General features: G+C 74.4%; 21 protein-coding genes. 9 read left to right on the top strand and 12 right to left on the bottom strand.

Annotated features, from left to right (window positions below; genetic code table 11):
* The first annotated feature begins 12 nt into the window (after positions 1–12).
* Together ACPFP2_RS23090 and ACPFP2_RS23085 are read left to right on the top strand one after the other, a co-directional pair.
* Positions 13–498: a nitroreductase/quinone reductase family protein gene (locus ACPFP2_RS23090; RefSeq protein ID WP_424091319.1), complete on the top strand. Its 486-nt coding sequence runs from the start codon at positions 13–15 to the stop codon at positions 496–498.
* A 306-nt stretch (positions 499–804) separates the two neighbouring features.
* Positions 805–1,542, top strand: coding sequence for a nucleotidyltransferase domain-containing protein (locus ACPFP2_RS23085; RefSeq protein ID WP_424091318.1), 738 nt, complete (start codon positions 805–807; stop codon positions 1,540–1,542).
* 117 nt (positions 1,543–1,659) lie between these two features.
* Here ACPFP2_RS23085 and ACPFP2_RS23080 read toward each other — a convergent pair whose 3' ends face one another.
* Entirely contained in the window at positions 1,660–2,376 is a 717-nt protein-coding gene (locus ACPFP2_RS23080) for a VIT1/CCC1 transporter family protein (RefSeq protein ID WP_424091316.1), read from the bottom strand.
* On the bottom strand, positions 2,373–3,230 hold the full coding sequence (map, locus tag ACPFP2_RS23075; protein ID WP_424091314.1) for a type I methionyl aminopeptidase: 858 nt from the start codon (positions 3,228–3,230) through the stop codon (positions 2,373–2,375). Before map ends, ACPFP2_RS23080 begins: the two co-directional genes overlap by 4 nt.
* Positions 3,231–3,325: 95 nt before the next feature.
* Here map and ACPFP2_RS23070 point away from each other — a divergent pair, with 95 nt between their 5' ends.
* Complete coding sequence (locus ACPFP2_RS23070; RefSeq protein ID WP_424091312.1) at positions 3,326–3,640, top strand: STAS domain-containing protein; 315 nt, start codon at positions 3,326–3,328, stop codon at positions 3,638–3,640.
* 60 nt (positions 3,641–3,700) lie between these two features.
* Here ACPFP2_RS23070 and ACPFP2_RS23065 read toward each other — a convergent pair whose 3' ends face one another.
* Both ACPFP2_RS23065 and ACPFP2_RS23060 read right to left on the bottom strand, forming a co-directional pair.
* Positions 3,701–7,360, bottom strand: coding sequence for a SpoIIE family protein phosphatase (locus ACPFP2_RS23065; protein ID WP_424091310.1), 3,660 nt, complete (start codon positions 7,358–7,360; stop codon positions 3,701–3,703).
* A 181-nt stretch (positions 7,361–7,541) separates the two neighbouring features.
* Positions 7,542–8,090, bottom strand: coding sequence for a pyridoxamine 5'-phosphate oxidase family protein (locus ACPFP2_RS23060; protein ID WP_424091308.1), 549 nt, complete (start codon positions 8,088–8,090; stop codon positions 7,542–7,544).
* A 96-nt stretch (positions 8,091–8,186) separates the two neighbouring features.
* On the opposite strand from ACPFP2_RS23060, the gene ACPFP2_RS23055 reads away from it, so the two are divergent.
* A complete protein-coding gene (locus tag ACPFP2_RS23055) occupies positions 8,187–8,636 on the top strand; it encodes a hypothetical protein (protein WP_424091307.1) in 450 nt (149 codons plus the stop codon).
* 5 nt (positions 8,637–8,641) lie between these two features.
* Here the strand turns inward: ACPFP2_RS23055 and ACPFP2_RS23050 are convergent, their stop codons facing one another.
* The 3 genes from ACPFP2_RS23050 to ACPFP2_RS23040 form a co-directional block, all read right to left on the bottom strand.
* Positions 8,642–9,409 carry a 3-oxoacyl-ACP reductase gene (locus tag ACPFP2_RS23050; RefSeq protein WP_424091306.1) on the bottom strand — a complete coding sequence of 256 codons (768 nt, stop codon included), beginning with the start codon at positions 9,407–9,409 and terminating at the stop codon, positions 8,642–8,644.
* A gap of 5 nt (positions 9,410–9,414) precedes the next feature.
* Complete coding sequence (locus ACPFP2_RS23045; protein WP_424091304.1) at positions 9,415–10,770, bottom strand: aldehyde dehydrogenase family protein; 1,356 nt, start codon at positions 10,768–10,770, stop codon at positions 9,415–9,417.
* 119 nt (positions 10,771–10,889) lie between these two features.
* Entirely contained in the window at positions 10,890–12,254 is a 1,365-nt protein-coding gene (locus tag ACPFP2_RS23040; RefSeq protein ID WP_424091302.1) for a glutamine synthetase family protein, read from the bottom strand.
* Positions 12,255–12,345: 91 nt separating this feature from the next.
* On the opposite strand from ACPFP2_RS23040, the gene ACPFP2_RS23035 reads away from it, so the two are divergent.
* Complete coding sequence (locus ACPFP2_RS23035; protein WP_424091300.1) at positions 12,346–13,479, top strand: PQQ-dependent sugar dehydrogenase; 1,134 nt, start codon at positions 12,346–12,348, stop codon at positions 13,477–13,479.
* 246 nt (positions 13,480–13,725) lie between these two features.
* Here ACPFP2_RS23035 and ACPFP2_RS23030 read toward each other — a convergent pair whose 3' ends face one another.
* From ACPFP2_RS23030 to pcaF, 5 genes are all read right to left on the bottom strand, one after another.
* Complete coding sequence (locus tag ACPFP2_RS23030) at positions 13,726–14,472, bottom strand: MBL fold metallo-hydrolase (RefSeq protein WP_424091298.1); 747 nt, start codon at positions 14,470–14,472, stop codon at positions 13,726–13,728.
* A gap of 218 nt (positions 14,473–14,690) precedes the next feature.
* Positions 14,691–15,191 (bottom strand): DUF456 domain-containing protein, encoded by a 501-nt coding sequence (locus ACPFP2_RS23025; RefSeq protein ID WP_424091297.1) that lies wholly within the window; start codon positions 15,189–15,191, stop codon positions 14,691–14,693.
* Between the two features lie 91 nt (positions 15,192–15,282).
* Positions 15,283–17,445 (bottom strand): putative bifunctional diguanylate cyclase/phosphodiesterase, encoded by a 2,163-nt coding sequence (locus ACPFP2_RS23020; RefSeq protein WP_424091295.1) that lies wholly within the window; start codon positions 17,443–17,445, stop codon positions 15,283–15,285.
* 6 nt (positions 17,446–17,451) lie between these two features.
* Positions 17,452–18,267 carry an SAM-dependent methyltransferase gene (locus ACPFP2_RS23015; protein ID WP_424091294.1) on the bottom strand — a complete coding sequence of 272 codons (816 nt, stop codon included), beginning with the start codon at positions 18,265–18,267 and terminating at the stop codon, positions 17,452–17,454.
* Between the two features lie 225 nt (positions 18,268–18,492).
* On the bottom strand, positions 18,493–19,698 hold the full coding sequence (gene pcaF, locus ACPFP2_RS23010; protein ID WP_424091292.1) for a 3-oxoadipyl-CoA thiolase: 1,206 nt from the start codon (positions 19,696–19,698) through the stop codon (positions 18,493–18,495).
* 108 nt (positions 19,699–19,806) lie between these two features.
* On the opposite strand from pcaF, the gene ACPFP2_RS23005 reads away from it, so the two are divergent.
* From ACPFP2_RS23005 to ACPFP2_RS22990, 4 genes are all read left to right on the top strand, one after another.
* Positions 19,807–20,772 carry a glutathione S-transferase family protein gene (locus ACPFP2_RS23005; RefSeq protein WP_424091290.1) on the top strand — a complete coding sequence of 322 codons (966 nt, stop codon included), beginning with the start codon at positions 19,807–19,809 and terminating at the stop codon, positions 20,770–20,772.
* A complete protein-coding gene (locus ACPFP2_RS23000) occupies positions 20,765–21,421 on the top strand; it encodes a DUF998 domain-containing protein (RefSeq protein WP_424091288.1) in 657 nt (218 codons plus the stop codon). Before ACPFP2_RS23005 ends, ACPFP2_RS23000 begins: the two co-directional genes overlap by 8 nt.
* A gap of 239 nt (positions 21,422–21,660) precedes the next feature.
* Positions 21,661–22,959: a dicarboxylate/amino acid:cation symporter gene (locus ACPFP2_RS22995; protein ID WP_424091410.1), complete on the top strand. Its 1,299-nt coding sequence runs from the start codon at positions 21,661–21,663 to the stop codon at positions 22,957–22,959.
* A gap of 110 nt (positions 22,960–23,069) precedes the next feature.
* Positions 23,070–24,137 (top strand): NADH:flavin oxidoreductase/NADH oxidase, encoded by a 1,068-nt coding sequence (locus tag ACPFP2_RS22990; RefSeq protein WP_424091286.1) that lies wholly within the window; start codon positions 23,070–23,072, stop codon positions 24,135–24,137.
* The last annotated feature ends 108 nt before the right edge of the window (positions 24,138–24,245 follow it).

Genomic DNA, 24,245 nt, shown 5'->3' with positions numbered 1-24,245 from the left:
CAGACTGTCAACGTGTCCGTTCTGGGATCCCTCACCCGCCGCCTCGGTCACCACCGCTGGTTCGGTGCCACCATGCGCCTGCTCGTCCCCGCCGACCGGCTGGTCGGGCGGCTCACCCGGGGCCGGGTGGTCGCGCTCGGGCTGGTCCCGTCCCTGGTCCTCACCACCACCGGCCGCCGCTCGGGCCTGCCCCGCAGCAACCCACTGCTCTACGTGCCGGACGGCGACGCGTACGTGGTGATCGGGTCGAACTGGGGGCAGCGGCACCAGCCCGGCTGGGCGATGAACCTGCTGGCCGACCCCGCCGCCGAGGTGGACGTGAAGGGGCGCCGCCTCCCCGTCCGCGCCGAGGTCGCCACCGGCACGGAACGCGACCGGCTCTGGCGGCTGCTGGTGACCGAGTGGCCGGCGTACCGGACGTACGTCCAGCGGGCCGGCGACCGGGAGATCCGCATCTTCCGGCTGGTCCCGGCCGACCGGCCGACCCCGACCGCCTGACAGGGTGCGCCGCTCGCGTCGACGGCCCACCCCGGGCGCATGCCGGCGGGCGCGGCACACCGGCGGACCGGCGCGGCATGCCCACCGACAAGCGCCGCATTCCGGCGGACGGGCGCGGCGCACCGGCGGGCGACGCCGGCCTGACTAGGGTGGGACGGTGCCCGACCGGCCCGGACCGGTCGGTCCCGGGTCGCGATGAGGAGCCGGGCCCGGTCGAGGTCGCAGGTGCGCTGGTCGACGCCCGCGCAGCGGGCCGGGCGCCGCCGAACCAGGCGCAGGACTCGGCGTGGGACGGAGGTGACGCCCGTGGACGGCAGCGGCGCCGGGCTGGGCACCGATGCGCACCTGGACGATCCACGGTGGCGGGTCGCCGAGCGGGTGGCCGAGGCGGCCCGGCGACGGTTCCCGGCGGACATCCTCGTGGTGGCGGTGCACGGGCCACTCGCGCACGGCGACGACGACGGCGGCGGGGACGCCGAGGTGGGCCTGCTGCTGGCGACCTACCGGCCGGGCGCGGGGCCGGAGCCGTCGACCCGGCGGGTGGACGGGGTGCTGGTCGACCTGACCGTGGCGGGCGCGGAGGAGTACCTACGGCAGGCGCGGGCGCTGACTCCGCTCTGGCCGCTGACCGCCGACCGGTACGTCACCACCACCGCCCTGTACGACCCGACCGGCTGGCTGCGCACCCTGCGCGACGAGCACCTCGGGCGGCTGGCCCGGGCCCGACCGGCCGAGTTCACCGCCGCCGCCCGCCAGGCGTGGTACCGGGGCTGGGCGGCGCACGCCCGCGCGGCCCGGCTCGCCGAGTGGTACGAGACCGACCAGGCGTTGCTGATGCTCGGTGAGGCCCGGCTGGCGGCGGCCACGGTGACCGGGCTGCTCACCCGCACCTACTTCCGCGATCCGGGGGACGCGGTGCGGCGTACCGGGCTGGCCGGGGCGGACATGACCGAGGTGGGGGCGGTCCTCGCCCGGCAGGCCGACGAACTGGCCGCCCGGGGCCGGCCGGTCGACGGCACCGTCGACGACCTCCTCACCCCCTGACGCACGCACCCGCACCCGCAGTTTCAGAGAAAGAGTGGCTGTTCCGCGTCGAATAGCCACTCTTTCTCCGAAAGAGCGCGGGCGGGCGGCGGGGGTGGGCGGCGGGGAGGGTGTGGGTCAGCCCAGGCCGCCCTGGACGCCGATCAGGGCGCCGATGCCGTACGTGGCGGCGGCGGCGAGGGCGCCGAGCAGGAGCTGGCGCAGGCCACCGGACCACCAGGGGCGGCTGGTGAACCGGGCGACGACCGCCCCGGCCACGAAGAGCCCCACCCCGCCGACGCCGAGCGCCAGCCAGAGGCTGGTGAAGCCGAGCAGGTAGGTCAGCAGCGGGATCAGGGCGCCCACCGAGAAGAAGAGGAGCGACGAGATCGCTGCCGCCCACGGGCTGGGCTGCTCGTCGGGGTCGACGCCCAACTCCTCCCGGACGTGCATCCGCAGCGCCTCCTCCGGGTTGCGCCGGATCTCGTTCGCCACCTGCATGGCCAGGTCGCGGGGCAGGCCCCGGGCCACCCACGCGTCGGCCAGCTCGCGGGCCTCCGCCTCGGGGTGCCGTTCCAGCTCGCGGCGCTCCTTGGCCACCTCGGCGGCGACCTGCTCGTTGGCGGAGCGGACGCTGGTGTACTCCCCCAGCCCCATCGAGATGGCCCCGGCGACCAGGCCGGCGGTGCCGGTGAGGACGATGCTGCGGGGCGAGACGCCGCCACCGCCGACGCCCGCGATCAGGGCGATGTTGGTGACCAGTCCGTCCATCGCGCCGAAGACGGCCGGCCGCAGCCAGCCGCCGGAGACGTCCGCGTGGTGTGCCTCGCGCAGCGCGGCGGGGGTCTCGGTCACGGCAGGGTCAGGATCTCGTGGCCGTCGTCGGTCACGACGATCGTGTGCTCGAACTGCGCCGTCCACTTCCGGTCCTTGGTGACCACCGTCCAGCCGTCGTCCCACATGTCGTACTGGTAGGTGCCGAGGGTGATCATCGGCTCGATGGTGAAGGTCATCCCGGGCTCCATGATGTCTGTGGGGCGCGGGCTGTCGTAGTGCGGCACGTAGAGACCGCTGTGGAACGCCTCGCCGATGCCGTGGCCGGTGAAGTCGCGGACCACGCCGTAGCCGAACCGCTTGGCGTACGACTCGATGACCCGGCCGACCACGTTGATCTGGCGGCCCGGGGCGACGGCCTTGATGCCCCGCATCATCGCCTCGTGGGTCCGCTCGACCAGCAGCCGGGCCTCCTCGCTCACCTCGCCCACGCAGAAGGTGGCGTCGGTGTCCCCGTGCACGCCGCCGATGTACGCGGTGACGTCGACGTTGATGATGTCGCCGTCCTGCAGGACCGTGGTGTCCGGGATGCCGTGGCAGATGACCTCGTTGAGGCTGGTGCAGCAGGACTTCGGGAAGCCCTTGTAGCCCAGCGTCGACGGGTACGCACCGTGGTCGCAGAGGAACTCGTGCACCACCCGGTCGATCTCGTCGGTGGTGACGCCCGGCTTGCAGTGCTCGCCCGCGAGCCGGGTCGCCCGGGCGGCGAGCCGGCCGGCGATCCGCATCTTCTCGATGGTCTCCGGGGTCTGCACGTGCGAGCCGCGCCACTCCTGCGGCCGCTTCTTGCCCACGTACTCCGGGCGGGCGATGTGGGCGGGCACCGCTCGCCACGGGGACAGCGTGCCGGGGGTCAGCGGCGCACGGACGTTCATGACGACAGCCTATCGCCGCGCCCGCGGTGACCCTCGCCACGCACCCGCCCGCCGAGGTTGTTGCCGTGACAACCGTGCTGTGCCACAGTTGCTCCGTGGATCAAGGGGGCGCACCTCCCGTGTTCTCCGCGAGCGCGGAGCTCGACGGAGACCACCTCCGCGTGGTGGTGACCGGCGAGGTCGACATGGCCACCGCCGACACGATGCTCCAGACCGGCCTCCGCGAGCCCGCCGAACGGGTCACTCTCGACCTGCGCGGGGTCACCTTCTTCGACTCGGCCGCCATCCACGCGGTGGTCCGGCTCGCCGACCGTCTCCCCGGCCGGCTCACCGTGCTCCCCTCCCGTCAGGTCGTCCGGGTGTTGGAGATCTCCGGCCTGGCCGAGCAGGGCTGGCTGCACCGGGACTGACCGGCTGCCCGTGGCGGCGGGCAGGCGTGGCGGAGCCCGCCGGGCCCGCGCCGGTCGGGCTCAGTCCTGCAACCGCCGGCGCAGCGTCACTTCCGTCCCTTCCGGGGTACGGGTCACCGACAGCTCCCCCAACGCCTGGATCAGCGACAGCCCCCGGCCGCGGAAGCCCGACCCGGTCGACTCCCGCCACCGCCCGCTGTCGCGCACGGTCGCCGTCACCGTCCGGCCGTCGATGCCCACCTCGACGTGGATCGTCTCCTCACGCGGCGCCACCGGGTGTTCGATGGCGTTGGCGGCGGCCTCGGAGACGGCGACGGTGAGGTCGAAGAGGTCGTTGTCGCCGACCCGGTGGGCGAGCAGGAAGTTCTCCAGCCGCTTGCGCAGGACGCTGAGCCGGGTCGGGTCGGCCGGCAGCCGGAGCGCGAACCGGTGGAGTTCGGCCGCCTCCAACGCCAGCACCGCCACGTCGTCGTGTCGGGTGCGCTCGGCGACCCGCTCCACCACCGCGTCGATCAGGTCGGCGACGTGCGCGCCCGACGCCGAGGCGTCCTGGCGCAGCTGGACCAGGGCGGCGTCGATGCCCGCGTGCCGGTCCTCGATCAGCCCGTCGGTGTACAGCAGCAACCGGTCGCCGGGGGTGAGTTCGCCCTCGACGGTCCGGTAGCTGGTGCCGGCGATCGCGCCGATGGGCGGACCGAGTGCCCGATCGTGCAGGAACGCCACGTCGTCTCCTCGGATCAACAGGGGGGACGGATGGCCGGCGCTGGCGTACCGCAGGATGCCGGTGCGGGGGCGGTACGAGAGGCAGACCACGGTGGCGAAGGACTGCCGCTCGGTCGAGCCGACCAGCCGGTTGAGCCGGGTCAGCGACTGGCCCGGGTCGTAGCCCTCCAGCAGGTACGCCCGCAGCCCGTTGCGCAGCTGGCCCATCGCCGCGGCGGCGCGGACGCCCTTGCCGACCACGTCGCCGATGACCAGCACGACCTCGTCGTCGCCGACCCCGATCACGTCGTACCAGTCGCCGCCGACCTCCACGTCGGCGCTGCCGGGCAGGTAACGGCTGGCCACCACCGCGCCGGGGAGCTGCGGCAGGGTGCTCGGCAGCAGGCTGTGCTGGAGGGTGGTGGCGATGTGGTGCTCGGCCTCGTAGAGCTGGGCGTTCTCCAGGCGTACCCCGACCAGGCGGGCCAACTGGGTGAGCGCCGCCCGTTCGGGTCCGTCGCCGTCGGTGCGCCACACCCGCAGCTCGCCGAGCTGCGTGCCGGCGGTGCCGGTCAGCGCCAGCACGTCCGACGGCTCCGGCGGCGTCGTCCCGCCGGCGTCGGCCTCGTACCGCGCGCCGGCGGTGGTGACCAGCACCCGGGCCGCCTCGGCGAGGCTGAGCGCGTGCCGGGCGGCGACCTGGACCACGTCGGCGGTGGAGCGGGCGGTGTTGACCGCCACCGCGGCGTCGGCCAGCGCCCGCAGCCGACGGATGATCTGCCCGCGCAGCTGGCCCAGCTCGACGTTGGCCCGGACCCGGGCGATCAGCTCCTGGCCGGAGAAGGGCTTGGTGAGGTAGTCGTCGGCGCCGACCGACAGCCCGGCGACCGCCTCGGCGGAGCCGGCCCGGGCGGAGAGCAGCACGATCGGCACGTGCCGGGTACGCGGGTTCGCCCGCAGCGCGGTGACCAGCCCGAAGCCGTCCAGCCGGGGCATCATCACGTCGGTCAGCACCAGGTCGAACGTGCCGTCGACGGCCTGTTCGAGGGCCGCCACGCCGTCGGGCACCGCGACCACCTCGTACGACGGGCCGAGCAGCCGGGTGACGTGCTCGCGCAGGTCGGCGTTGTCGTCGGCGAGCAGGATCCGGCCGGCGCCGGCCGGTTCGTCCGCCGTCGGCGGCGGGGCAGCGGTGTCCCGGTCGTCGGACCAGATCGCGGTCTCCGCGACGTAGAGGGCGGCCTGCTGGGGCTCGGCGAGCGGCGTCGGGCCACCGCTGGCCACCCGGTCGGCGGGCAGGTGCGCCGAGCCGAACGGCAGGGTCACCGCGAAGGTGCTGCCCTCGTCCACCCGGCTGCTGACCTCGACCTTGCCGCCGTGCATCTCGACCAGCTCGCGCACCAGCGCGAGGCCGATGCCGGTGCCCTCGTGGGTACGCGACCGGACCCCCGGCACCCGGTGGAACCGCTCGAAGACGTGCGGCAGTTCCTCGGCGACGATGCCGACGCCGGTGTCGCCGACCTCCAGCCGGGCCGAGCCGGCGACGGCGCGTACCCGGACCCGGATCTCGCCGTCGAAGGTGAACTTCAACGCGTTGGAGACCAGGTTGAGGACGATCTTCTCCCACATGTCCCGGTCGACGAAGACCGGCGCGGGCAGCGGCGGGCAGTCGACCACCAGGCGCAGTCCGGCGCGGGCGGTGGCGGACCGGAAGGTGCTGCTCAGCCGGGCCGTGTAGTCGGCCAGGTCGGTGGGCTGGTAGTGGGCGGCGAGCCGGCCGGACTCCAGGCGGGAGAAGTCGAGCACCGTGTTGACCAGCTTCAGCAGGCGCAGCGCGTTGCGGTGCATGACACTCAGCCGCTCGGTGTACGCCGGTGGCAGCGCAGGGTCGGCGAGCAGGTCCTCCAGCGGCCCGAGGACCAGCGTCAGCGGGGTGCGGAACTCGTGGCTGACGTTGGCGAAGAAGTTCGTCTTGGCCCGGTCGAGGGCGGCCAGCTCGGCGGCGCGGGCCCGTTCCTGCTCGTACGCCCGCTGCTGGCCGAGGGCCCGGGAGATCTGGGCGGTGACCAGGTCGAAGAAGGTGCGGTACTCGTCGTTGAGGTGTAGCCGGCGGGAGACGCCGACGACGAGCACCCCGGCCGGCTCGTTGGTGGCGGTCAGCGGCAGCACCAGGGCCCGGTCGGCGGCCTCCGGCGGCACCACACCGGGCAGCTCGCTCACGTCGACCTCGGCGGCGACGCCACCCGCGGCGACCCGGGCGAGCACGGGCGGCGCGTCGGCGGGAACGCTGCCCGGCGCGGTGCCACCGGCCCCGGCGAGGGTGAGGGCACCCTGGTCGTCGTAGAGGCGGACCCGGGCGAACGGGACGTCGGAGCGGTACCCGTCGAGGACCTCGGCGGCGAGGCGGGCGACCTCCGCCACGCTGCGCGCCTCGCCGAGGCGGGAGCCCAGCTCGGCCAGCGCCCGCAGCCGGCGCTCGCCGAGCACCCGTCCGCTGGTCTCGTTGACGAAGCAGAAGATGCCCTCGACGCTGCCGTCGGTCCCTCGGATCGGGTCGTAGGAGACGTCGAAGTAGACCTGTTCGACGAAACCGTGCCGGTCGATGAGGAACGGGTGGTCCGTGCCGTGGTACGGCTCGCCGGTGCGCAGCACGCCGTCGAGCAGGGGCCCGAGCACGTCCCAGGTCTCCACCCAGTGCTCGCGCGCCGGCTGGCCGATGACGGCCGGGTGCTTGGTGCCGATGGTCGGCAGGTAGGCGTCGTTGTAGAAGGCGCGGTGGTCCGGGCCCCAGAACATCGCGATCTGGGCGCGGGAGCCGAGCATCATGCTGACCGCGTGGCAGAGCGCCGACGGCCAGGTGTCGGGGGTGCCGAGCGGGGTGCCGGACCAGTCGTACGCGCGCAGCCGACGCCCCATCTCGCCGCCGGCCGCGAAGGCCTCGGCGAGCTGCGCGGGGAGCGTCCCGTCGGCGGGACGCGCGCGGAACCGCCCCTCCTCGCCCACCTGGGCCGAGCTCATGCACCCTCCCGCTCCGACCGTTCCCCGTGACGCCTGGCGTCACGCCGGCCGCGCCCCGCCTTCTACCCGGACGAACCGGCAACGTAACGCATGTCCTGCGACGATCGCTGGTTACCTGGGTCTCATACTGCCGTCATCGGCGCGCCGACGCTCGGCGGGAGGGGTGCGCGGGTGCGCCCGGTCAGAAGACGGGCAGGCCGTCGATGCTGGTGGCGTTCTTGCGGGCCCGGTAGTCGGCCAGGTCCTCGTCGGTCTTGCGGGCGCCCCACCGCAGCAGGAGGTCGCGGTCGCCGCGGTAGTCCATCAGTGGCACGGAGTAACCGCAGGAGTCGCTGACCCGCTCGACCTCGACGGTGATCACCGCCCGGACGCCGTGCAGGTCCGGCGGGTCGGGGAAGTGGTCGAGCAGGGGTCGGAACCCGGGGTCGGTGAGCGGGGTGGCCACTCCCCGCCCGTGCAGGCGGACCACCGTGGGCGGGCCGGTGAAGGCGCAGAACATCACCGTGACCCGGCCGTTGTCCCGTAGGTGGGCGATCGTCTCCGCGCCGCTGCCGTGGTAGTCCAGCCAGGCGACGCGCAGCGGGCCGAGGACGGCGAAGGTGCCCCGCATGCCCCGGGGTGAGACGTTGACGTGCCCGTGCGGCCCGGAGGGGGCGGAGGCCACGAAGAAGACCGGCTGCTGCTCGATCCACTCGCGCAGCCGTTCGTCGATCTGGGGATGGACCTTCATGTCGGGATCCTCGCACCGATCACCGAGGAGTGGGACACCCCTTTCCGTCAGATGGGACGGGCGGCGCGGACGAGGGCGCTGCCCTACGCTGCCGCCGTGACCGTTGTCGACGACACCCGAACCCGCCGCCAGCGCTGGCTGCTCCCGACCCTCGTGGTCGCTCTCGTCCTCGCGGGCGGCGGCGCCTGGCTGGCCCTGCGGGCCACCGCCGACGACGACGCGGCGGCGCCGGCGCGGCGGATACGCCTGGAGGTGACCGCCGACTCCGGCCGGGTGCAGGCCATCAGCTGGAGGACACCGAACGACGACCATCGCACCCACACCCTGGGCGGCACCCTCACCGACGGAGTCGCCGCCCCCTGGAGCACGGAGGTGACCCTCCAGCCCGGCGACGGCCAGCTCTGGCTGTACGTCGAACCCGTCGACGGCGCCACCGCCACCTGCCGGATCGTCGCGGACGGCCGGGTGGTCGAGGAGAAGACGGGTCGCCAACCCTTCGGCTTTGCCTGCTGGACCACCACCCAGCGGGTCTTCCCGAAGGGCTGAGCGACTCACAGCGGGGTGACGTACGCGCCGGTGATGCCGCCGTCCACCACGAACTGCGCGGCGGTCATGAAGGACGAGTCGTCGCTGGCCAGGAAGGCCACCGCGGCGGCGATCTCCGCCGGCTCCCCGAACCGCCCCATCGGCACGTGCACCAGCCGGCGGGCGGCCCGCTCCGGGTCGGCGGCGAAGAGCTCCAGCAGCAGCGGGGTGGCGACCGGGCCGGGACAGAGCGCGTTGACCCGGATCCCCTCCCGGGCGAACTGCACGCCCAGTTCCCGGGTCATCGCCAGCACCCCGCCCTTGCTCGCCGTGTACGCGATCTGCGACGTCGCCGCGCCCATCAGCGCCACGAACGACGCGGTGTTGACGATCGAACCCCGGCCCTGCCGGCGCATGTGCGGGATGACGTGCTTGCAGCAGAGGTAGACGCTGGTGGTGTTGACCCGCAGCACCCGCTCCCACGCGTCCAGGCCGGTCTCCAGGATGGAGTCGTCCTCCGGCGGGGAGATGCCGGCGTTGTGGAACGACACGTCGACCCGGCCGTGCCGCTCGACCACCCCGTCGAAGAGGTCGCGCACGGACGTCTCGTCCGCCACGTCGCAGGCGACGAACTCGCCGGCGACCTCCGCGGCGGCCCGCTCCCCGGCCTCGGCGTCGATGTCGACGCAGACCACCCGCGCCCCCTCGGCGGCGAAGCGCCGCACGGTGGCCAGCCCGATCCCGCTGCCCGCCCCGGTCACCACGGCGACCCGGTCCGTCAGTCGACCCTGCATCACGCTCACTCCTCCGTGCCGATGAAGACGTTCTTGACGTCGGTGAAGGCGTGCAGGGCGTCGGGGCCCAGCTCGCGGCCGAGTCCGGAGCGCTTCATGCCGCCGAACGGCGTCCAGTAGCGCACCGAGGAGTGCGAGTTGACGCTGAGGTTGCCCGACTCGACGGCCCGGGCCACCCGCAGGGCCCGGCCGACGTCCCGGGTCCAGATCGAGCCGGAGAGTCCGTACTCGGTGTCGTTGGCCAGGCGTACCGCGTCGGCCTCGTCGTCGAACGGCAGCACCGACACCACCGGGCCGAAGATCTCCTCCCGCCAGTGCCGGTCCTGCGGCGAGTCGGCGAGCAGCACCGTCGGGGCGTACCAGAAGCCGGGCCCGTCGGGGCGGACGCCGGTGAAGGCGACCGTCGCGCCGTCGACGTACCCGGCGACCCGGTCCCGGTGGGCGGCGGAGATCAGCGGGCCCATCTCGGCGCTCTCGGCGGCCGGGTCCTGCACCCGGAAACCGCGCACGGCCGGTTCGAGCAGTTCCAGGAAGCGGTCGTACACCGGGCGCTGGACCAGGATCCGGGAGCGGGCGCAGCAGTCCTGGCCGGCGTTGTCGAAGACGGCGGACGGCGCGGTGGCCGCCGCCCGCTCCAGGTCGGCGTCGGCGAAGACCAGGTTGGCGGACTTGCCGCCCAGCTCCAGGGTGACCCGCTTCACCTGGGCCGCGCAGCCGGCCATGATCCGGGTGCCGACCTCGGTGGAGCCGGTGAAGCAGACCTTGCGCACGGCGGGGTGGGTGACGAACCGCTCTCCCACCACGTCACCCCTGCCGGGCAGCACGGTGAACACGTCCTCCGGCAGGCCCGCCTCCAACGCCAGCTCGGCCAGGCGCAGCGCGGTCAGCGGGGTCAGCTCGGCGGGCTTGAGCACCACCGTGTTGCCGGCGGCGAGGGCCGGGGCGAACCCCCAGCCGGCGATGGGCATCGGGAAGTTCCACGGCACGATCACCCCGACCACGCCGAGCGGCTCGTGGAACGTGACGTCCAGGCCGCCGGGGACGGGGATCTGCCGGCCGGTCAGCCGCTCGGGGGCGCCCGCGTAGTAGTCGAGCACGTCGCGGACGTTGCCCGCCTCCCAGCGGGCGTTGCCGATGGTGTGCCCGGCGTTGCGCACCTCCAGCCGGGCCAACTCCTCCAGATGGCCGTCCACCACGGCGGCGAACCGCCGCAGCAGCCGCGCCCGGTCCCCGGGGGCGACCGCCCGCCACGACTCGTACGCGGCAGCCGCCCGCCCGATCGCCGCGTCGGTGTCGGCCGCGCTGCTCGCGCCCACCCGTGCGACAACCTCCCCCGTCGCCGGATTCACCACCTCACTCACACCCCACCCCCCTCTCCCTCTCTCTCCCCCTCCCTCCCCCGCCGATCTTGCAGTTGTGGCGCTGACAATTCCGGCCTGAGTGGACGGAAAGGCAACCACAAGTGCAAGATCGCCGAGGGTCAGAGGCGTTCGAAGCCACGGCGGAGTTCCCAGTCGGTCACGGCGGCGTCGAAGGCGGCCAGCTCGACGCGGGCCTGGTTGGCGTAGTGGGCGACCACCTCGTCGCCGAAGGCGTCGCGGGCCACGGCGGAGGCTTCCCAGAGGGTGAGGGCGTCGCGCAGGGTGCCCGGCACCCGATGCGCCGTCGCGTCGTCGTACGCGTTGCCGGCACACTCCGGGCCCAGCTCCAGCTCCCGCTCGATGCCGTGCACCGCCCCCGCCACCAGCGCGGCGATCGCCAGGTACGGGTTGACGTCCGCCCCGGGCACCCGGTTCTCCACCCGCATGCCCTGCCCGTGCCCGACCACCCGCAGCGCGCAGGTGCGGTTGTCGACGCCCCAGCGCAGCGCGGTCGGGGCGAACGAGCCGGGCTGGTAGCGCTTGTAGGAGTTGACGTTCGGGGCGAAGAAGAGGCTCAGTTCGCGCATCGTGTCCAGCAGGCCGGCGAGCACCCGCTGCCCGGTGACCGACAGGTGTGCCGGCCCGTCGCCGAGCATGGCCGAGGCCCCGGAGGCGTCCCGCAGCGAGAAGTGGATGTGGCAGGAGTTGCCCTCGCGGTCGTTCGGCTTGGCCATGAAGGTGATCGACATGCCCTCCTGGGCGGCGATCTCCTTGGCCCCGTTCTTGTAGATGACGTGGTGGTCGGCGCAGGTGACCGCCGCGTCGTAGCGGAAGGCGATCTCGTGCTGGCCGAGGTTGCACTCCCCCTTGGCGCTCTCCGGGGTGAGCCCGGCGCCGGCCATCTGGGTGCGGATGCGGCGCAGCAGCGGCTCCACCCGGGCCGTGCCGAGCAGCGAGTAGTCGACGTTGTACTGGTTGGCCGGGGTGAGGTCGCGGTAGCCGCGCCGCCAGGCGTCCTCGTACGAGTCGCGGTAGAGGACGAACTCCAGCTCGGTGCCGGCGTACGCGGTCAGCCCGTGGGCGGCCAGCCGGTCGAGCTGCCGGCGCAGGATCTGCCGGGGCGAGGCGACCACCGGCCCGGAGCCGTCCAGCCACTCCAGGTCGGCCAGGAGCATGGCCGTGCCCGGCTGCCAGGGCACCCGGCGCAGGGTGGCGAGGTCGGGGCGCATCGCGAAGTCGCCGTACCCGCGTTCCCAGCTCGACATCGCGTACCCGTCGACGGTGTTCATGTCGACGTCGACGGCGAGCAGGTAGTTGCAGCCCTCGCTGCCGTGCGCGACCACCTGGTCCAGGAAGTACGGGGCGTGGAACCGCTTGCCCTGCAGGCGGCCCTGCATGTCGACCAGGGCGAGGACCACGGTGTCGATCTCGCCCTCGGCGACGGCGACCCGCAACTGTTCCAGCGTCAACGGCGTTCTGCTCATCAGCGGGCCTCCATCACCAAGGTCTACTGGCAAACCGGATCACCGTCAATGCCCCGCCGGGGACGGCGGCAACCGTAGCGGAGGAGTCCAGATGCGTCGTCGTGTCGTCCTGGCCGTCGTCACCGTCCTCGCCCTCCTGCCGGGCGCCGCCGACGCCGTGGCGGGTGGACAGCCGCCGGGCAGGCCGATCGGTCAGCCGGCCGCCGCCGGGTTCGACTTCACCCGGCCGCAGGTCGTCGCCACCGGCCTGGCGGCCCCCTGGGGGCTCGACTTCCTCCCCGACGGCAGCGCGCTGGTCGCCCAGCGCGACCGGGGCACGGTGCTGCGGATCCGGCCGGGCCGGCCACCGCGGCAGGTCGCCCGGATCGCCGGGGTGGTCGCCGGCGGGGAGGCGGGACTGCTCGGCCTGGCCGTCTCCCCCACGTTCCGCCGGGACCGGCTGGTCTACGTCTGCTTCACCACCGCGTCCGACATCCGGATCGTGCGCTTCCCGCTCCACGCGCCACACGCGTCGCAGGTCGTCCTCAGCGGCGTACCACGGGCGGCCTTCCACGACGGCGGCCGGATCGCGTTCGGCCCCGACGGGATGCTCTACGCCGGCATCGGCGACGCGGGTGTGCCCACCGCCGCGCAGGACCTGGCCGGCCGCAACGGCAAGATCCTGCGGATCCGGCCGGACGGCGCGGTGCCGGCGGACAACCCGTTCCCCGGGTCGCCGGTCTACAGCTACGGCCACCGCAACGTGCAGGGTCTCGCCTGGGACGCGTGGGGTCGGCTGTACGCCACCGAGTTCGGCCAGAGCACGTGGGACGAGGTGAACCTGATCGTCCCGGGCGGCAACTACGGCTGGCCGGTCGTCGAGGGTCCCGGCGGCGACCCCCGGTTCCGCGACCCGGTGCTCGTGTGGAGCCCGGCGGAGGCGTCGCCGAGCGGCGCCGCCATCGCCGACGGCACCCTGTTCGTCGCCGCCCTGCGCGGTGCCCGGCTGTGGGCCGTGCCGCTCGACGCCGCCGGTCGGCCCGGCACTCCCGTCGCCGAGTTGCCGGGGCGCTACGGCCGTCTCCGTACCGTCGAGCGGGCCCCGGACGGCTCACTCTGGGTGGCCACCAGCAACCGGGACGGTCGCGGCACCCCGTCGCCCGACGACGACCGCCTCCTCCGCTTCACCGCCGGCGCGGGGCAGCCGCCGCCCCCGCCGCCCACCGCCGCTGCGGCCCGACCCTGACCCGGCTCCGCCCCGGCCGCCCGCCCCGGACCGGAAATCGCGTTGCCGCGCGACCTGCCCCGACCGCATGCTTGAGCCTGTGACCAGGCCCGATCGCGACGGGACTGAAGACCGGGCGCTCGGCAACGTCCGGTCCACGCGGCGGCGCGGGGCGTCCACCTCTCTCTCACGTACGGCGATCCGCCGTGCCCGACGGACGCCCCTCGCCGCCGCCTCCTCCGACGTGCCGGCCCCGCCCGCCCCGGGTCAGGAGCCGCACTCGACGACCAGGCCCGGCGCGGCCACGTCGACGGGACCGTCGTACGCCCGCCGGGCCGCCGCGACGGCCGCCGACGGGTCGGTGCCGGGCCACAGGTGGGTCAGCAGCACCCGCCGGGCGGACGCGGTGGCGGCGTACCGGCCGACCTCGGCGGCGCTGGACAGGTTGCCGGCGTGCCGGTCGGGAATCGCGTCGACGTAGGTGGCGTCGGCGATCAGCAGGTCGGCGTCGCGGGCCAGGGCCACCAGGTCCGGGCTGGCGCCGGTGTCCCCGGTGTAGGCGAGCGTCGCCCGACCGACGCCGAACCGGGCCCCGGCGTTCGCCACCCAGTGCGGCAGCGACCAGGTGCGCACCGTGAACGGGCCCAGGTCGAACCGGTCCCCCGGGTCGAACTCGCGCAGCAGGTACGCGCCGTCGAGCAGACCCGGCTCGTCGATCGCGAGCAGCCGGTCGAGGCTGCCGGCCGGGGCGTGCACCGGAAGGGCCGGGCCCGACCGGTCGGCCAGGATCCGGGCGCGCAGCAGCGGTTGCAGGTCGGCGCAGTGATCGGGGTGGCCGTGACTGACGTAGGCCGCGTCGACCGCCGCGGCGGGCAGCCGGGACAGCAACGGTTGGAGGGTCGCGTACCCGGGGTCGATCAGCAGGCGGAAGCCGTCGTGCTCCACGAGGAAGCCGCCGCACGCCTGCCGGGCGGTCGGCCACGCGCCGAGCCCACCCAGGACGGTGATCCGCATGGAGTCGACCCTAGCCGCCGACACCGGCCCGGCACGCCCCTCACGACGGCCGGCGCGGCCCCGGCATCGGCGTCACCAGCCCGCCGGCCGCCCAGCCCGGCCGCTCCTCGATGATCGGGTAGCGAAAGGGGACACGACACGCCGGGACATCTGTCCGAAAACGCTACTGGATCATGCGCGGGGGCGGTGCGCGGGGTGGCGGTGCGCGGGGGCGGGGATCAGGCGAAGAGCAGGCCGGCCACCCAGAGCGCGGCGACGACCAGGCCGGCCAGCAGCTCCACCAGCATCGACAGCCCGGCCGCCTTGAGCGCCTGCACGGTCGCCGGCCAGGCGAGCTGGTTGCTGCCCAGCCGCAGCCGCTCGGCGCCCCACACCCCGCCGACGAAGCCGATCACCAGGCCGACCACCGGGATCACGAAGAACCCGACCAATCCGAGCAGCCCACCGGCGAGCAGCGACGACGTCGGCACCCCGGTGCGTTTGAGGTTGCGCCCCGGCCAGGCGTACTTGACCACGGTGCCGCCGGCCACCACCACGGTCGCCGCCGCCAGCACCGCCCAACGGCCGGGCCCCGCGTCGCCGAAGACCGCCCAGACGAGCACCCCGCCCCAGCACAGCGGCAGCGCCGGCAGGCCGGGCACCACCACCCCGGCCAGCCCGGCCAGGATGGCCAGGGCCGCCACCACCGACACCACGGCCTGCGAGTCCGTCAGGTCCACCCGGCCACCTCCGCCCGTCGCGCGTCGTCGCGGGCCCGGCCGCAGCCGGGGTACGCCGTCCGTCGCCCGCCCACGGCGAACCGTACCCGGGTCACGCCGCCTCGCCGCGCAGCCGGGCGGTGATCTGCTCGGCCGGCACCGGTGGGCCGAACCAGCGTCCCTGGCCGGTGTCGCAGCGCAGCGACCGCAGCCGCTCGGCCTGCGTGCCGGTCTCCACCGCCTCGGCGGTCACCCACAGCTCCAGCGCGTGCGCCAGCCGCACCAGCGCGTCGACGATCCGCTCGTCGCGGTGGTCGGCGGTGTCGTCCGCGCCGTCGGTCCGGATCCCCTCCACGAACGGCCCGGCCAGCTTCAGGCAGTGGATCGGCAGCCGGCGCAGGTACGCCAGGTTCGAGTACCCGGTGCCGAAGTCGTCGATGGCCAGCCGTACGCCGAGGTCGGCCAACCGGTGCAGCGAGCGCAGCGGCTCCCCGGCGGTGCCCATCACCGCGCTCTCGGTCAGCTCCAGTTGCAGCAGTTCGGCGGGGAGGCCGGTGCGCCGCAGCACGTCCGCCACGGTGTCCACGATGGCGGGGTCGTCGGCCTGCCGGGCGGCCAGGTTGACGCTGACCACCAGCCGCTGCTCGGGGAACTCCCGCTGCCAGGCCCGGGCGTCCCGGCAGGACTGGCCGAGCACCCACTCGCCGAGGCGGACGATCAGCCCGGTCTCCTCGGCCAGCCCGATGAACCGGTCCGGACCGACCAGGCCCAGTTCGGGGTGCCGCCAGCGGACCAACGCCTCGACGGCCTGCATCCGCCCGTCGAGCAGCGAGACGATGGGCTGGTAGTGGAGCACGAACTCACCCCGGTCCAGGGCGGCCGGCAGGCCGGCGGCGAGCGCCGAGCGGGCGATGTCGGCGGCGCTGCGTTCCGGGTCGTACACGGCCCACCGTCCGCGCCCCTCCGCCTTGGCCCAGTAGAGGGTGGTGTCGGCGGCCTTCATCAGCTCGGAGGGGCTGGTCTCCGCCGCCGGGCAGTCCACCACGCCGACGCTGGCCGAGACCGCGAGCTGCTGTTCGCCGATGAGCACCGGGGCGGAGACCGCCGCCAGGGCCAGCTCGGCCACGCCGACGGCGTCGTCGATCCCCTCCGCGGAGTCGACCAGGATGACGAACTCGTCGCCGCCCATCCGGGCGACCAGGTGGCCCTGCCCGGCGACGCAGTCGGCCAGCCGGCGGGCGATGGTGACCAGCAGCCGGTCCCCCAGGTCGTGGCCGAGGCTGTCGTTGACCGCCTTGAAGCCGTCCAGGTCGAGGAAGCAGACTCCGATCCGCTGGTCGGGGCCGGCGTCGCTGAAGAGCCGCCCGAGCGTCTCGAAGAAGAGCGTGCGGTTGGGCAGGCCGGTCAGCGGGTCGTGCAGCGCCTGGAAGCGCAGCCGCTGCTGGAGTTCGTACCGCTCGGTGATGTCCTCGATCATCGCGACGGTGAACCGGGGGCGTCCGTCGTCGTGCCGGATCAACGAGACGGCGAGGTCGGTCCAGACGACGCTGCCGTCCTTGCGGTAGTAGCGCTTCTCCACCCGGGCGCTGTCGTGCTTGCCCTCGATCAACTCCTGGTACAGCTCCCACATGCCGGCGGCGTCGTCGGCGTGGAACAGCGACGCCACGTTGCTCCGGCGCAGTTCCTCGGGCGGGTAGCCGAGCATGTCCGCGAAGGACTGGTTGACGTCGATGATCCGGCCGTCGATGCCGGCGATGCCGATGCCGATGGCTGCGCCGGTGAACACCGCCCGGAAGCGGGCCTCGCTGTCGCGCAGGGCCCGCTCCACCGCGTCCCGGGCCTGCCAGGCCGAGCGGGCGATCCGCTCCTGCTGCGTGAACGTCCGGTCGCGCAGGGCCCGGGCGAAGCCGGCGGCCAGCGCCCCCTGCACCGCCGCCACCCGGGCGGCGGCGTCGGGCAGGTCGGCCCGGGCCGGCAGCACCCGGGCCAGGAACCGCTCGCCGAGGGCGCGCAGCGACCAGTCCAGCATCCGGGGCTCGGTGAGGTGCGACTCGACCAGGGCCCGGCCCACGTCCTCCGCCGGGGCGGCGGAGAACTCCTCGGCCAGCAGGGCCTGGGCCAGCCGTACGGTGTGCACGAGCAGCAGCCGCTCGGTCTCGTCCGCGCTCAGCGGCACGAAACCGAGCCGGCGTGCCGCCCGGGCCCACTCGGCGGCGTACCCCTGGGCGCCCGGCCGGCTGAAGTCGCCCCCGCCGGGATCCGGGACGGCGGACATGTCGGCTCAGCCGGCGTGGTCGTACCGGGCGACGCCGCCGAACGCCCCGAACCGCTCGGGGTGCTCGTCCACGTCGGCGGGCGAGTCCGGCCGCCACAGCGGCATGTGCACCACGCCCGGCTCCAGCAGGGTCCAGTCACCGAAGAAGCCGGTGACCTCGGCCCGGGAGCGCAGCGTGATCTCGGTGTCGGTACGCGCCGAGAGCCGCTGCGCGTCGAGCATCTCCTGCGGCTGGTCCTCGAAGGTGGAGTGGGAGACGACCAGGAAGCTGCCGGGCACGGCGGCGGCCCGGAGCGCGGCCAGGACGTCGCCCGGGCGGTCGACGTCGGGGATGAAGTGGACCACCCCGGCGAGCAGGATGCCGACCGGCCGGTCGAAGTCGATCAGACCGCTGGCCCGGGCCAACTCCAGGATCAACTTCGGCTCGCGCAGGTCGGCCCGGATCGCGGTGGCCCGCTCGTTGCCGGCGAGCAGTTCCAGGCTGTGCGCCACCGCCACCGGATCGATGTCGACGTAGACGATCCGCGCCTCGGGGTTGGCGGCCTGGGCCACCTCGTGCACGTTGCCGACGGTGGGAATGCCCGAGCCGATGTCGAGGAACTGGTCGATGCCGGCGTCGAGCAGCACCCGGACGGCCCGGCGCAGGAACTCCCGGCCCGCGCGCATGGTGGCGGCCAGGTTCGGTGTCATGCTCGCGATCTGCTCGGCGAGTTGCCGGTCGATCTCGAAGTTGTGCGCGCCGCCGAGGAAGTAGTCGTAGACCCGGGCCGCGCTCGGCCGGCTCAGGTCGATCTCGGCGGGAAGTCCGTCCGGCATCTGCATCTGCCTCGCCCCAGTTTCGTCGCCGCGGTGCGGGAGGGCACCGGTGTGCCCGGACGCGCGGGCACGCGGAGGCGTCACCGGCCGACCCGCGGATCGTGTGGTGCTGCCCACTCTATGCGCGTCCGCCACGGTATGGGAGATCCACTTTGCACGACCGGCGCGGACAGCGGACGGATGCCTCAGCGGACGGATCCCCGGCCGGCGAGCGCGCCTGAGCAAGGCGGCTCAGCCGGCGGACTCCAGCATCAGCGAGATGCCCTGCCCGACGCCGACGCACATGGTGGCCAGCGCCCGCCGGCCACCCCGGCGGCGTAGCTCAAGGGCGGCGGTGAGCGCCAACCGGGCGCCGCTGGCGCCGAGCGGGTGGCCGAGGGCGATCGCGCCGCCGTTGGGGTTGACGTGCTCGGCGTCCTCCGGCAGGCCGAGTTCGCGCAGCACGGCGATGCCCTGCGCGGCGAACGCCTCGTTCAGCTCCACCACGTCGACGTCGCCGAGGCCGACACCGAGCCGGTCGAGCAGCTTGCGGGTGGCGGGCACCGGCCCGATCCCCATGATCCGGGGCGGTACGCCGGCCGCCGCCGCGCCGCTGACCCGGGCGAGCGGGGTGAGGCCGTACCGGGACACCGCCGCCTCGGAGGCGACCAGCAGCGCGACCGCACCGTCGTTGACGCCGGAGGAGTTGCCCGCGGTGACCGTCCCGCCCGTGCGGAACGGGGTGGGCAGGGCGGCCAGCTTCTCCAGCGAGGTCTCCCGGGGGTGCTCGTCGACCTCGACCAGCTTCGTCTCGCGGCGGCCGGCCGGCACGGTCACCGGCACGATCTCCTCGGCGAGCCGGCCGTCGGCCTGCGCCTTGGCGGCCCGCTGCTGCGAGCGGAGGGCGAAGCGGTCCTGGGCGGCCCGGTCGACGCCGAACTCGGCGGCCACGTTCTCGGCCGTCTCGGGCATCGAGTCGATGCCCCAACCCTGCTCCATCAGCGGGTTGACCAGCCGCCAGCCGATGGTGGTGTCGTACACCTCGGCGGCGCGGGAGAAGGCGGACGTGGCCTTCGGCAGCACGAACGGCGCGCGGCTCATGCTCTCCACGCCGCCGGCCACCATCAGCTCCGCCTCACCGGCGGTCACCGCGCGCGCGGCGGTGGCGAGGGCGTCCAGGCCGGAGCCGCAGAGCCGGTTGACCGTACTGCCGGGGACCTCCTCGGGGAGGCCGGCCAGCAGCGCCGCCATCCGGGCCACGTTGCGGTTGTCCTCACCGGCCTGGTTGGCGCAGCCGAGGACGACGTCGTCGACGCGGGCCCAGTCCACGGACGGGAGGCGGGCGACCAGTTCCCGGATCACGTGCGCGGCGAGGTCGTCGGGGCGTACCCCGGCGAGGGCGCCGGCGTACCGGCCGATCGGGGTGCGGACTCCGGCCACGAGGTATGCCACGGTCATCGGCGCTGTCCTTCGGGGGTGGGAAGGGGCTGGAGGTGGCGGCGTCACCCGGGTCACGGGGACGCCCGGCGCCAGGATATCCACGGGCCGAGCGGATAGGTTGGCGGCATGGCCCGGCCCCAGTTCAGCGCAGAGACCGCCGGCGGTGGCGAGTTCGTCCGCCAGCCCAACCGCTTCACCGGTCGGGTCACCCCGCACTCCACGTCGCCCGAGGGCGGCGGCCCGGACGAGCAGGGCCGCTGGCCGCTGGAGGCCGGCCGGTACCGGCTGATCTGGTGTCGGGCGTGCCCGTGGGCGCACCGGGCGCTCATCGTGCGCAACCTGCTCGGCCTGCGGGACGTGATCTCGCTCGGCACGGTCGACCCGATCCGCGACGAGCGGGGCTGGCGGTTCAGCCTCGACCCGGACGGCTTCGACCCGGTGCTCGGCATCGGCTTCCTCTCCGAGGCGTACCTGGCCACCGACCCGGACTACACCGGCCGGGTGACCGTGCCGGCGCTGGTCGACACCCGGACCGGGCGGGTGGTGACCAACGACTATCCGCGGCTCACCCTCGATCTCTCCACCGAGTGGCGGCGCTTGCACGCCCCGGACGCGCCGGACCTGTACCCGGTCGAGCTGCGCCCGGAGATGGACGCGCTGATGGCCGAGATCCACGCCGACGTCAACAACGGCGTGTACCGGTGCGGCTTCGCCACCTCCCAGGCGGCGTACGACGAGGCGTACACGGCGCTGTTCGCCCGGCTGGACGCGCTGTCGCAGCGGTTGGCCGGGCGGCGCTACCTGATGGGCGAGCGCATCACCGAGGCGGACGTACGGTTGTTCACCACCCTGGTCCGCTTCGACGTGGCGTACCACGGGCACTTCAAGTGCAACCGGCAGAAACTGACCGAGATGCCGGTGCTCTGGGCGTACGCGCGGGACCTGTTCCAGACCCCCGGCTTCGGTGAGACGGTCGACTTCGACCACATCAAGCGGCACTACTACGGCACGCACGAGGCGATCAACCCGACCCGGATCGTGCCGCTGGGCCCGGAGCTGTCCGGCTGGACCACGCCGCACCGGCGTGGCTGAGCCCGACCGCGCCGGCACGACCCCCGCCCGGGCCGCCGCCGCGTCGGCCGCCGCCGGCTGCGTCCTGGCCGGCACGGTCGCGGTGACGGTCGCCGTGGTCGCCGGTCCCGGTCCGGGCTTGACCGGGTACGTCAGCGAGGCGGGCATCGCCGGCAGCGCGTACGCCCCGACGTACCGGATCGGGGTGTTCGCCCTGGCCGCGGCGCTGCTGCTGCTCGCCGTGGCACTACCGGCGGCGTTGCGGGCGGCGGCCGGGCTGCTCGCCGCCGGCGCGGTGTGCACGGCGCTGTCGGGAGCGGTGACGTGCAGCGACGGCTGCCCGCTGCCGCCGTTCGAGACGCCGACCGTGGCGGACCTGGTGCACGGCGGCGCGAGCATCGCGGCGATGGCGGCGACGGTCCTGGCGATGCTGGTGATCGCCTGCTCCCCGTTCGCCGGGCCCGGCCTGCGCCGGGTCGCGCGCTGGGGCGCGGCGGTGGCCCTGCCGCTGGCCGGCGCGGTCGCGCTCGGGCTGGTGACGGTGGGGCGGGGCAGCCTGGTGGGCGGTCTGGAGCGGGTGCTGCTGGCGGCGGGCGTCGGCTGGGGCCTGGCGACGGCGACCGTCCTCGGGCTGGCCCGCCGCAACGACGTGACGGGCGGGCCGACGTGACGGGCGGGCCGACGGGTCGCGAACGGTCGATGTAAGGAGCCTCACGCCGATCGCTCCTTCCACCTGACGGCGGGCCGGGAGTAGCGTCGCCAGGCGATGACCAACGTCTGGCACCTCACCGTGCGCCTGTACGTCGACCTCCGACGGCAGGCCAGCGGCATCTGTCCGGCGCAGCCGCTCTCCTGACCGCTGCCCCGTTCCGCCCGCTGACAGACCCTGGACCCCACATGCCTTCCGCCCTGCGCAAGATCCCCTTCTCCGGGCAGATCCTGCTCGGCCTCGTCCTCGGCGTGGCGCTCGGCTTCCTCGCCCGCGCCAACGACCTGAGCTGGCTCGCCACCACCCTCGACACCGTCGGCGGCCTCTTCGTCCAGTTGCTCAAACTGGCCGTCCCGCCGCTGGTCTTCACCGCCATCGTGGTCAGCGTGGTCAGCCTGCGCGGTGTGGCCAACGCCGCCCGGCTGGCGCTCAGGACGCTGCTCTGGTTCGGCGTCACCGCGCTGATCGCGGTGAGCGTCGGCATCGGCCTCGGCCTGCTCACCGACCCCGGTCGGGGCGTCTCGCTGGACACCGCCGGCGCCGCCGCGCCGAAGCGGACCGGATCCTGGACCGACTTCCTCACCGGCATCGTGCCGACCAACCCGGTCGGTGCGTTCGTCGAGGGCAACGTGCTCCAGATCGTCTTCCTCGCCCTGGTCGCCGGGGCCGCCGCGCTGCTGATCGGCGAGGCCGCCGAACCGTTCGTGACGCTCAACCGGTCGCTGCTGGCGATCGTGCAGAAGGCGCTGTGGTGGGTGATCCGGCTCGCCCCGATCGGCACCCTCGGCCTGATCGGCAACGCCGTCGCCTCGTACGGCTGGGACCTGCTCGCCCCGCTGGCGAAGTTCACCACCGCCGTCTACGTCGGCTGCGCGATCGTGCTCTTCGTCGTCTACCCGGCGCTGCTGGTGGCCGCCGGCCGGCTCAACCCGCTGCGCTTCTTCGCCGGCGCCTGGCCCGCCATCGAACTGGCCTTCGTCTCCCGTTCCTCGGTGGGCACCATGCCGGTGACCCAGCGTGCCGTGGAGCGCCTCGGCGTCCCCCGCGAGTACGCCGCCTTCGCCGTGCCGTTCGGCGCGACCACGAAGATGGACGGCTGCGCGGCCGTCTACCCGGCCCTGGCGGCTATCTTCGTCGCGCAGGTCTTCGGGGTGGACCTGGGCGTCACCGACTACCTGCTGATCGCCTTCGTCTCGGTGGTCGGCTCCGCCGCCACCGCCGGCCTGACCGGCGCGATCGTGATGCTCACCCTGACCCTGGGCACGCTGGGCCTGCCGCTGGCCGGCGCCGGCCTGCTGCTGGCCATCGACCCGATCCTCGACATGATCCGCACCGCCACCAACGTGGCCGGGCAGGCCCTCGTCCCGACGATCGTCGCCGCCCGCGAGGGCACCCTCGACCGGGCCGCGTACGGCGCCGCCGGCAGGCGCGACCTGATCGACGCCGACGAGGCCGACCGGCCGGCCCGGCAGCAGGAGCTGGCCCCGGTACCCGCCTGAGATCCGTTGTCCCGGGTGCGTCTCCCGTCGCGGCAGCGGCCGGAGACGCACCCCGACCGGACCCACGCCCCGACGAACCCGACCCGGCCGACGTACCGGAGGATCACCCCATGAGTGCCCTGTTCACCCCACTCGCCCTGCGCGCGGTCACCCTGCCCAACCGGGTCGCCCTCGCCCCGATGTGCCAGTACAGCGCCGGTCCCGACGGGCTGCCCACCGACTGGCACCACGTCCACCTCGGCTCCCGGGCCGTGGGTGGGGTCGGCCTGGTCCTCACCGAGGCCACCGCCGTCGTCCCGGAGGGACGGATCAGCCCGCAGGACACCGGGCTCTGGTCGGGGGCGCACGTCGACGCCTGGCGTCCGGTCACCGCCTTCGTCGCCGCCCAGGGGGCGGTGCCGGCGGTGCAGCTCGCGCACGCCGGGTTCAAGGCGTCCACGTACCGGCCGTGGGCCGCGCGGCGCGGCGGCGTGCCGGACGCCGAGGGCGGCTGGACCCCGGTCGGCCCCGGCGCTGAGCCCTTCCTGCCCGACTACCGGCGGCCCGCCGCGCTGGACGAGGCCGGGATCGCCTCGGTGGTCGAGGCGTTCGGGGCCGCCGCCGCCCGGGCGGTGGACGCCGGCTTCCGCGCGGTGGAGATCCACGCCGCGCACGGCTACCTGCTGCACGAGTTCCTCTCCCCGCTGACCAACCACCGCGGCGACGGCTACGGCGGCGACCGGCCGGCGCGGATGCGCCTCGCCCTGGAGGTGGCCCGGGCCGTCCGCGCCGCCGTCGGCGAGCAGGTGCCGGTGCTGGCCCGGATCTCGGCCACCGACTGGGTCGACGGCGGCTGGACCGTCGAGGACAGCGTGGTGCTCGCCGCCGAGCTGGCCGCCGCCGGGGTGGACCTGATCGACGCCTCCTCCGGTGGCGCCGCCACCGCGGCGACGATCCCCGTCGGCCCCGGCTACCAGGTGCCCCTGGCGGCCCGGATCCGGCGCGAGGCGGGCGTACCGACCGGCGCGGTCGGCCTCATCGTCGAGCCGGAGCAGGCCGAGCAGATCGTGGCCGGCGGTGAGGCGGACCTGGTGCTGCTCGGCCGGGAGCTGCTGCGCGACCCGTACTGGCCGCGCCGCGCCGCCGCGAAGCTGGGCACCGAACCCCACTGGCCCGACCAGTACGCCCGCGCCTCCTGACCGTGGCCGGTCGGCCGACGCCGACCCCAGCCCCGGTTTGCGGCGTGGGGGGGGGGGGGGTGTGTGGGGGGGGAAGAGGAAGAAGAGAACAAAAAAAAGGAGAAAGAA

It is taken from the genome of Micromonospora citrea (assembly GCF_049629545.1).
Classification (GTDB): Bacteria; Actinomycetota; Actinomycetes; order Mycobacteriales; family Micromonosporaceae; genus Micromonospora; species Micromonospora citrea_A.
This window is presented reverse-complemented; position numbering and strand designations above follow the sequence as displayed.

What these genes read in the sequence shown, in the direction of transcription:
- ACPFP2_RS22990 (WP_424091286.1), top strand. Translation starts at nt 23,070, where the DNA reads ATGAGTGCCCTGTTCACCCCACTCGCCCTGCGCGCGGTCACCCTGCCC.
- map (WP_424091314.1), bottom strand. Translation starts at nt 3,230, where the DNA reads ATGAACGTCCGTGCGCCGCTGACCCCCGGCACGCTGTCCCCGTGGCGA.
- ACPFP2_RS23015 (WP_424091294.1), bottom strand. Translation starts at nt 18,267, where the DNA reads ATGCAGATGCCGGACGGACTTCCCGCCGAGATCGACCTGAGCCGGCCG.
- ACPFP2_RS23050 (WP_424091306.1), bottom strand. Translation starts at nt 9,409, where the DNA reads ATGCAGGGTCGACTGACGGACCGGGTCGCCGTGGTGACCGGGGCGGGC.
- ACPFP2_RS23060 (WP_424091308.1), bottom strand. Translation starts at nt 8,090, where the DNA reads ATGAAGGTCCATCCCCAGATCGACGAACGGCTGCGCGAGTGGATCGAG.
- ACPFP2_RS23035 (WP_424091300.1), top strand. Translation starts at nt 12,346, where the DNA reads ATGCGTCGTCGTGTCGTCCTGGCCGTCGTCACCGTCCTCGCCCTCCTG.
- ACPFP2_RS23005 (WP_424091290.1), top strand. Translation starts at nt 19,807, where the DNA reads ATGGCCCGGCCCCAGTTCAGCGCAGAGACCGCCGGCGGTGGCGAGTTC.
- ACPFP2_RS23030 (WP_424091298.1), bottom strand. Translation starts at nt 14,472, where the DNA reads ATGCGGATCACCGTCCTGGGTGGGCTCGGCGCGTGGCCGACCGCCCGG.
- ACPFP2_RS23020 (WP_424091295.1), bottom strand. Translation starts at nt 17,445, where the DNA reads ATGTCCGCCGTCCCGGATCCCGGCGGGGGCGACTTCAGCCGGCCGGGC.
- ACPFP2_RS23040 (WP_424091302.1), bottom strand. Translation starts at nt 12,254, where the DNA reads ATGAGCAGAACGCCGTTGACGCTGGAACAGTTGCGGGTCGCCGTCGCC.
- pcaF (WP_424091292.1), bottom strand. Translation starts at nt 19,698, where the DNA reads ATGACCGTGGCATACCTCGTGGCCGGAGTCCGCACCCCGATCGGCCGG.
- ACPFP2_RS23065 (WP_424091310.1), bottom strand. Translation starts at nt 7,360, where the DNA reads ATGAGCTCGGCCCAGGTGGGCGAGGAGGGGCGGTTCCGCGCGCGTCCC.